Below are 7,002 nucleotides of genomic sequence, written 5' to 3'. Positions count from 1 at the left end.
GGGCCCGGAGGGGAGGGGACATGCGGTACCGGCCGACGGACGGCGGAGGATGTCCGTCAGAACCTGTCGCCTCTCGCCCGGCGATGCAGGAGCCAGGTACCGCCCACGGCGGCGACGGCGAGAGCCGCCACACCGGCCGTGGTCTGCACGGGGTCGGGACCGAGCGCGCCACCGACCCCCGTCTTCACACTCCCCCTGGGCCGCACAGGGGGCTGCACCGGCGGCCGGGTCGAGGTCAGCGTGACGACGAGATCGCCACTGACCTGCCGCGCATCCGCCTTTCCGTCACACCGGGCGACGATCTCGTACGTCCCGGGCTGCGCGCCCGGCGGCACCCGGAACTGCCCGACGGCGACTTCCTTGTGCGTACCAGGCGCGAGAACGAAGACCCCGGCGCCCACAGCACTGGCGTCCCCGGCGGCGGTGGCGCCGCTGCCGCAGGCGGTCGTGTTGACGGTGACCCGGGTGCCGGGGGTGACGGTCGCCGGGTACACCTCCAGCGTCCCGCCGCTGCTCGCGTAGGCGGGGGCGGCGAGGGTGAGGGATTCGGTGAGGACCACTGCCGGTCCGGTGAGGGCGACGGCGAGCGCGGTACCGGTCAGCAGACGGGCGGCGGCGGTACGTCGCATCGGGCTTGCTCCTCCAAGAGCGTGCGAACGAGGTGGTCTGCTTCCGAGGTAAGTGGCAGGGGCCGGGAAGCGCTCCCTGATGACCAGTCAGAAATACGGTGAACGGGTGGCGCGGAACGCCCGAAAGAGGGCCCCACAACGGCATTCCGGCAGGTCATCGCCGTACTGCGGGCGCGCTGAGGAGGAGAACCCGATGGGCGGAGACCGAGGGGGTGAACGGGTGACCCGAAGGAGGCGGACGAACGGCTTGACCTCAACAAAACTTGAGGTACGACGCTGTGACACATGCAGACACTGACTGAATCTGTCGAGCCCGTACGCGTCACTGTCGTCGTCGGAAGCAACCGGGAGGGACGCTTCGGCCCGGTCGTCGCCGCCTGGCTACTGGACCGGATCAGCGAACGCGACGACCTCACGGCGGAGGTCGTGGACGTCGCGGACACCGCCCTCCCGACGAGCTTCGCGACCGACGCCGACGCGAAGGCCCAGCTGGCCGAAATCAACCCGAAACTGGCGACGGCGGACGCGTTCGTCGTCCTGACCCCCGAGTACAACCACTCCTACCCGGCCGGCCTCAAGAACCTCATCGACTGGCACTACACGGAATGGCAGGCCAAGCCGGTCGCCTTCGTCTCCTACGGCGGTGTCTCCGGAGGCCTCCGTGCGGTCGAACACCTCCGCCAGGTCTTCGCGGAACTCCACGCGACGACGGTCCGGGACACGGTGTCCTTCCACAACGCGGGCGCGGCCTTCGACGCCGAGGGCCACCTGAAGAACGCGGGCGGCGCGGACGCGGCGGCGAAGGTGATGCTGGACCAAGTGGTCTGGTGGGGGCAGGCGTTGAGGGAGGGGCGGGCGGTGCGGGCGTACGGGGGGTAGCGCGGACGGGGCCGGGGTGGGGCGGCGGGTGGAGCCGTAGGGCGGAGGCGACGCCCTCGCCCTTGTGCCTCGGTTACTTGCCGCTGCCTTCGGCGAGGGTGTGGGCGACAAGTGCGTTGGCGTGGCCGTGGCCGAGACCGTGCTCGGACTTGAGCCAGGTGACGAGTTCCATGTGCTTGGTCAGGGGTGAGGCGCGGATGAGCTCTTTCCACTCCGCGATCGGGCGGCCGTACTTCTTCTCGATCGAGGGGAAGTAGCTGGCGGGGCCTTTCACCGGTGCCGTCATGGCGTTGTCCTACCTGTTCGCTTCGAAGAGTTCGTGCTGTCGATTTGTGCTCACCGGGCCGGCCGGATGCCGCGGCGTAAGTCGTGCGGGGCAACTGGAGCACCGTCTGGCCCGGGTCACGGAGTCTCCCGTGCAGAACTGGACGGTCTGGTACTCACTCGGGATCAGGCGCTAGAGTAGTCACGAAAAAACTAGACTGTCCAGTACTGGTACTGGTGATGGGATGGAGCATGACCGCGAGCGAGGAAGGCCGGTCGGCGCGCAAGCACACGGCGATCATGGCCGCGGCGACCCAGGCGTTCATGAACAAGGGCTACGCCGGGACCAGCATGGACGACATCGCCAGGCTCGCCGCGGTCTCCAAGCAGACCGTCTACAAGCACTTCACCGACAAGGAAAAGCTGTTCGCGGAGATCGTCCTTGCCACCACCGACCGAGTTGACGACATGGTCGCCCTGGTGGCCGACATCCCGGCCGACGTCCAGGCCCTCGACGACAACCTCACCCGCCTGGCCCGCCAGTTCCTCACCGCACTCACCCAGCCCGAAGTGCTGCAACTCCGGCGCCTGATCATCGCGAACGCCGACACGTTCCCCCAGCTCGGCGCCGCCTGGTACGAGCAGGGATTCGAGCGCGTCCTGGCGACTCTCGCGGCGACCTTCCAACGGCTCGCGGACCACGGACTCCTCCGCACCGCCGACCCCCACCTGGCGGCCAATCACTTTTCCGGCCTGCTGCTCTGGATCCCCGTGAACAAGGCCATGTTCACGGGAAGCCCACAGCACACGCAGGACGAACTCGACCACTACGCCGCCGCCGGCGTCAGGGCCTTCCTCGCCGCGTATCGCTGAGAACGGGCACCCCACGCGCTGTCCTGTACGCGCGCACCGACGGGGACGCAACTCGGCGGATGACGGACCGACACCACCACCCAGGTTCAGGACCTCCGGCTACGAGGCCACAACGAGGGTGCAACGGGTGGGCGGCGGTGCCGCCGCTCGGCCCGGAGCGTCCCTACCCTCTGGCGTACAGGGGTACGAATAGTGACCCCAAGTCAGGGGGCACCGTGCAGTCGACAGTTTCGTGGCCGTTGATCCGGCGCTCCGTCGGTGCCCTCGCGGCCTGCGCTGCTCTGGCCGCAACCGCGGGGTGCACGGTTCCTGTTGATGCCGTCGCGGGGATCTCGGTGACGGACGACGGTCAGCTGGTCGGCGTCATGATGGTCTGTGGACATCACATCGACGGCGCGAAGCTCTACGTGGACAGCGATGACCCCGACAAGCAGGTGACGGTCGGTTCATGGACCGCCGCGCGCCCCCTCAAGTCCGGCCTCGCGACCTGGACCCTCGATACGACTGCCGCCGGTTGGACCGCGACCACACCTCTCAAACCGCTTACCGCCGGGACCAGTTACACCCTGTACGGCTGGACCGAGGACAACTCGTGGTCGTCGAGCAGCGTCTCCTTCACCCTGGCCGACCGGGACCGGCTTGCCCCGGGAACGGTCCGCTATGAGGGCGCCGACTCCTCGGTCACCGTCCCGGTGGCGGAGTTCAAAGCCAAGGCTTGCCAGGACGGTTGACGCCAGACAGTTCGCGCCAGGTCCGTCAGAAGAGGCCGGCGCGCATGTGCTGCGTGTGGTTCTCGGGGATCTCGCGCAGCCAGGGACTGCGGACGGCCGGCAGCCGCACCAGGGTGTGCTGGAAGGCGCCCCAATCGGCCCGGAACAGGTACCGGGGGCGGGGTGCGAGCGGATCGTCGCGGAGGACGCCGTCGGGCATGCCGCCAGACGCGGGAACCGGCAGGTGCGGTTTGGGGAAGGCCAGGCACAGCCACACTCCGAACGGCAGCGGCACCGGGTAGGCCGTGGTGTCCGGGCCGGCCGGTGCCCAGGTTTCTCCGGTCTGCGGATGGGTCGGCACGAGGACGATGTCGCCGTCCGGGTCGGGGGTGGGCTGCCCTGGTCCGGCCAGAACGGCGCGCCGTGTCGGTGGACCCGAGGGCAGCATGGCGTCGAGGGCGCGTTGGAACACTTCCTTGCTCAGACCGTCCGGGACGGTCACCGGCCGGCCTCGCGAAGCTGCGAGCAGGTGAGCGAGCGCCCGGCCGACCGCGGCCTCCCACTGCGGATTCCAGGACCAGAAGTGGTTCGTCCCCAGCCGCGACCCCCATGTGGCGATCGGCACGAACGGGGGTGTGGACTTCCCTTCCTTCACCAGCTCTGCCCAGGAGAGCGGTGCGAGGTCCGCGTCACCGACGGTCAGGCGGCGCACGGCGTCGGGCGCGAGCCATACCGCCTGCCAGAGTGAGCAGTCGTCGATCCGGCTCGCCACGGGCTGGCCGCACGCCTCGCAGGCCATGTTGAGGCCGTCTGCTCCGCCAAGGCCGCAACAGTAGCCGCCGGCCTTCTCCGGGATCAGCACGGTGCCGCGGGCATCACCGGGCGCGATGACGATCGAACCGGGGGCGCCGTCGGAGAGGGCGTAGACCGGCGCGTAGACACCGCGGGCCACCGCCTCGTCCGGCTGGATCTCCTCCCATCTGCGCCACGGCGGACCCCAGGGCTCGGGGTCCTCAGCGAAAGTGCCCGGCTCCATGAGTACCGGGAGTTGCAGCCCGTTCCCGAACTTCTGATGAGCGTGCGCCGGCAGGGCGACCTGCGACAGCGGGGTGGTCAGCTCGGCGCCGCATCCCGCACACACGAAAACGAACAAATGCCCTCCGTCAGAGAATCAGAGGGCATCGTCGCAGCTCCGTCACAACCGGCCAACGTATTTCGAATCCGCTGAGGCCGAAGGGCAGCCGCGACGTCGAACATCACCGCACGCGGATCGCGAGGGTCGGCGCCTCGGTCAGTCGGTTCAGTCGGCCCGGGGTCTCCTGGCGTACGGCCCGGGGATGCTCGCGGAGTTCGTCGAAGGCGGACCGGGTCGGCGCCGATGCGTCGGCAGGCGGCGGGTCTTCGGTCGGATCACGGGGCGTCGAGAACTCCGTCGTCACGGAAGGGCACGTCATTCGCCTGCGGTGTCTCGGCCTCCCAGCGCAGCAGGTCGCCCGGCTGGCACTCGAGCACCTCGCAGAGCGCGGCGAGCGTCGCGAAGCGCACCGCCTTGGCGCGGCCGTTCTTGAGTACCGCCAGGTTGGCGGGCGTGATCCCTACGCGGTCCGCGAGTTCGCCCACGGACATCTTCCGCCTGGCCAGCATCACGTCGATGTCGACGGCGATCGGCATCAGATCACCTCGTCCAACTCGGCCTGCATCTGCGACGCTTCGACGTCACGCGCGACGGCCTGGGTGAGCAGCATGCGCAGCACGAGCACGATGAGCGCGACCCCCAGGATGGCCAATCCGACCCCGCCCATGATGACGGTGACGCCAGGGTCGTCCCGCTGGCCCGGCGCATTGAGGGCCGTGACCACGAACCACAGAAGGGCAGCCGCCACGATCGCGCCGATCACGCCGTCCACGTACCGGAAGGCGGCGTGGGAGAACACGGTTCCGCGTCGCACCATCGTCACCAGCCGCCATACGCAGACCAGAGCGACCTGGGCCGACAGCATGCCCAGGATCGTGATCACGCGCAGCGCGGTCAGGGGGAGCGACCCGTCCTCAGGGTCACGTCCGCTGACCAGGGTCCACACCATCAATGCCTGCACGAACACGGTGCCGACGAGCACCACCACGAGCAGAGCGCGCAGCGCACGCACGGTCAGCTTTCCCATGACCCATCCTTCCATCGAATCGCGATGGGAATCTATCGAAATTCGATAGATATGGCAAGGCTGGGGATGGAGGGATGGAGTGAGGATGGAAGGTGCAGCCGCATTGTTCACGTGCGGGTGGCTGTGAGGCGGTCCCGAACGTCTCCCGGGCGGTGGGGTGTGCGTGGACCGCCCCCGTACGCAACCTGGTACTTGTCCCAGCTCCCCGGATCCACCCCCGCCCCCACGCGGACCACACACCCCCCTGCGGCAAGATGGACCGCATGAGCATCGTAAAGATCAACGTACTCACGGTCCCCGAAGAGCAGCGCGAGACGCTGGAGAAGCGGTTCGCTTCGCGGGCCGGTGCTGTCGAGGGGTCGGACGGGTTCGAGTGGTTCGAGCTGCTTCGGCCCGTCGAGGGCACCGACAGCTACCTGGTGTACACGCGGTGGCGCAGCGAGGGGGACTTCCAGGCCTGGATGGCGGGCCCGATGCAGTCGGCGCACCGGCCCGCCTCCGCCGGAGGGGAGCAGCCCAAGCCCGCCGCCTCCGGGTCGACCCTCTGGTCGTTCGAAGTGGTCCAGCAGGCCGCCCCGAAGTAGGAAATGGGGCTGAGTCCGCCGATGTCGCGCGCCGAGCCGCAGTAGCCGTACTCGGCGCGCCGTAGCGGGTACGGACCCTGGGTCAGGGCTTCCGCCCCAGCCCTCCGTGCTGGCCGATGGCCGGCGCCGCCACCCCGGACGCGCTCGCCTCCGGCCGCCACAGCGGCACCGAGACCACTCCCGGCGCCACCAGGTCGAGCCCCTCGAAGTACGCCTCGATCTGCTCCACGGGCCGCAGGAAATACGGCACCGCGCCCGTCTCGTTGTAGGCGTCCTGCGCCTGTTCGTAGGCGGGGTCGGTGCCGCGTGAGCCCTCGTTGAGGGAGAGGTAGCTGCCCGACGGGAGGCCTGCCATCAGGTCGCGGACGATTCCGCGGGCCGCCTCGTAGTCCGCCACGTGGCCCAGGATGCCGCTCAGGATCAGGGCGGTGGGGCGGGTCAGGTCGAGGGTCTTCGCCGCCGACGCCAGGATGCGTTCCGTGTCGTACAGGTCGGCGTCCACGTAGTCCGTCGCGCCCTCGGGGGTCGACGTGAGGAGGGCTCGGGCGTGGGTCAGGACCAGCGGGTCGTGGTCCACGTAGACGATGCGTGCGTCGGGGGCGACCGACTGTGCCACCTCGTGGGTGTTGTCCACCGTCGGCAGGCCCGTGCCGACGTCCAGGAACTGGCGGATGCCCGCCTCTCCGGCCAGATGTCGGATCGTACGGCCGAGGAAGGCGCGGCTGCTGCGCGCGATCGTGACGATGCCGGGGAACACAGCCGTGTACGCGTCGCCGGCTGCCTCGTCGACGGGGTAGTTGTCCTTGCCGCCCAGCCAGTAGTTCCAGATACGGGCGGAGTGCGGTACCGAAGTATCGATTCGCTGTTCGGATTCGGACATGCCGGCATCGTCTCCTCGGCC

The 7,002-nt window shown here is 69.1% G+C and carries 11 protein-coding genes; 4 read left to right on the top strand and 7 right to left on the bottom strand.

The annotated features are described in order from the left end of the window. Window positions 1-56 precede the first annotated feature (56 nt). Window positions 57-629, bottom strand: a complete 573-nt coding sequence (locus tag STRTUCAR8_RS03565) for a hypothetical protein (protein WP_006374052.1) — start codon at window positions 627-629, stop codon at window positions 57-59. Between the two features lie 285 nt (window positions 630-914). On the opposite strand from STRTUCAR8_RS03565, the gene STRTUCAR8_RS03560 reads away from it, so the two are divergent. After that, window positions 915-1,508, top strand: a complete 594-nt coding sequence (locus tag STRTUCAR8_RS03560; protein ID WP_006374048.1) for an NADPH-dependent FMN reductase — start codon at window positions 915-917, stop codon at window positions 1,506-1,508. A gap of 73 nt (window positions 1,509-1,581) precedes the next feature. Here STRTUCAR8_RS03560 and STRTUCAR8_RS03555 read toward each other — a convergent pair whose 3' ends face one another. Next, window positions 1,582-1,794: a DUF4287 domain-containing protein gene (locus tag STRTUCAR8_RS03555; RefSeq protein WP_006374045.1), complete on the bottom strand. Its 213-nt coding sequence runs from the start codon at window positions 1,792-1,794 to the stop codon at window positions 1,582-1,584. A 230-nt stretch (window positions 1,795-2,024) separates the two neighbouring features. Between STRTUCAR8_RS03555 and STRTUCAR8_RS03550 the strand changes: the two genes are divergently transcribed. Then, entirely contained in the window at window positions 2,025-2,645 is a 621-nt protein-coding gene (locus STRTUCAR8_RS03550) for a TetR/AcrR family transcriptional regulator (RefSeq protein WP_006374043.1), read from the top strand. 215 nt (window positions 2,646-2,860) lie between these two features. Then, window positions 2,861-3,376 (top strand): hypothetical protein, encoded by a 516-nt coding sequence (locus tag STRTUCAR8_RS03545; protein WP_234372457.1) that lies wholly within the window; start codon window positions 2,861-2,863, stop codon window positions 3,374-3,376. A gap of 25 nt (window positions 3,377-3,401) precedes the next feature. Here STRTUCAR8_RS03545 and STRTUCAR8_RS03540 read toward each other — a convergent pair whose 3' ends face one another. The 4 genes from STRTUCAR8_RS03540 to STRTUCAR8_RS03525 form a co-directional block, all read right to left on the bottom strand. Continuing rightward, complete coding sequence (locus STRTUCAR8_RS03540; protein WP_006374042.1) at window positions 3,402-4,508, bottom strand: hypothetical protein; 1,107 nt, start codon at window positions 4,506-4,508, stop codon at window positions 3,402-3,404. Window positions 4,509-4,611: 103 nt separating this feature from the next. After that, window positions 4,612-4,794 (bottom strand): hypothetical protein, encoded by a 183-nt coding sequence (locus STRTUCAR8_RS03535; protein WP_006374046.1) that lies wholly within the window; start codon window positions 4,792-4,794, stop codon window positions 4,612-4,614. Then, window positions 4,766-5,026 carry a helix-turn-helix domain-containing protein gene (locus tag STRTUCAR8_RS03530; RefSeq protein WP_006374050.1) on the bottom strand — a complete coding sequence of 87 codons (261 nt, stop codon included), beginning with the start codon at window positions 5,024-5,026 and terminating at the stop codon, window positions 4,766-4,768. The genes STRTUCAR8_RS03535 and STRTUCAR8_RS03530 overlap by 29 nt, the downstream gene beginning before the upstream one ends. Further along, entirely contained in the window at window positions 5,026-5,517 is a 492-nt protein-coding gene (locus STRTUCAR8_RS03525; protein ID WP_006374047.1) for a DUF2975 domain-containing protein, read from the bottom strand. Before STRTUCAR8_RS03525 ends, STRTUCAR8_RS03530 begins: the two co-directional genes overlap by 1 nt. A gap of 263 nt (window positions 5,518-5,780) precedes the next feature. Between STRTUCAR8_RS03525 and STRTUCAR8_RS03520 the strand changes: the two genes are divergently transcribed. Next, complete coding sequence (locus STRTUCAR8_RS03520; protein ID WP_044471570.1) at window positions 5,781-6,101, top strand: antibiotic biosynthesis monooxygenase family protein; 321 nt, start codon at window positions 5,781-5,783, stop codon at window positions 6,099-6,101. Window positions 6,102-6,183: 82 nt separating this feature from the next. Here STRTUCAR8_RS03520 and STRTUCAR8_RS03515 read toward each other — a convergent pair whose 3' ends face one another. Beyond that, complete coding sequence (locus STRTUCAR8_RS03515; protein ID WP_044471569.1) at window positions 6,184-6,981, bottom strand: SAM-dependent methyltransferase; 798 nt, start codon at window positions 6,979-6,981, stop codon at window positions 6,184-6,186. Window positions 6,982-7,002: the final 21 nt, after the last annotated feature.

The organism is Streptomyces turgidiscabies Car8 (genome assembly GCF_000331005.1).
GTDB classification, from domain to species: Bacteria; Actinomycetota; Actinomycetes; order Streptomycetales; family Streptomycetaceae; genus Streptomyces; species Streptomyces turgidiscabies.
Note: the sequence above shows the minus strand (reverse complement) of the source record. Positions and strands in the feature narration are given on the sequence as shown.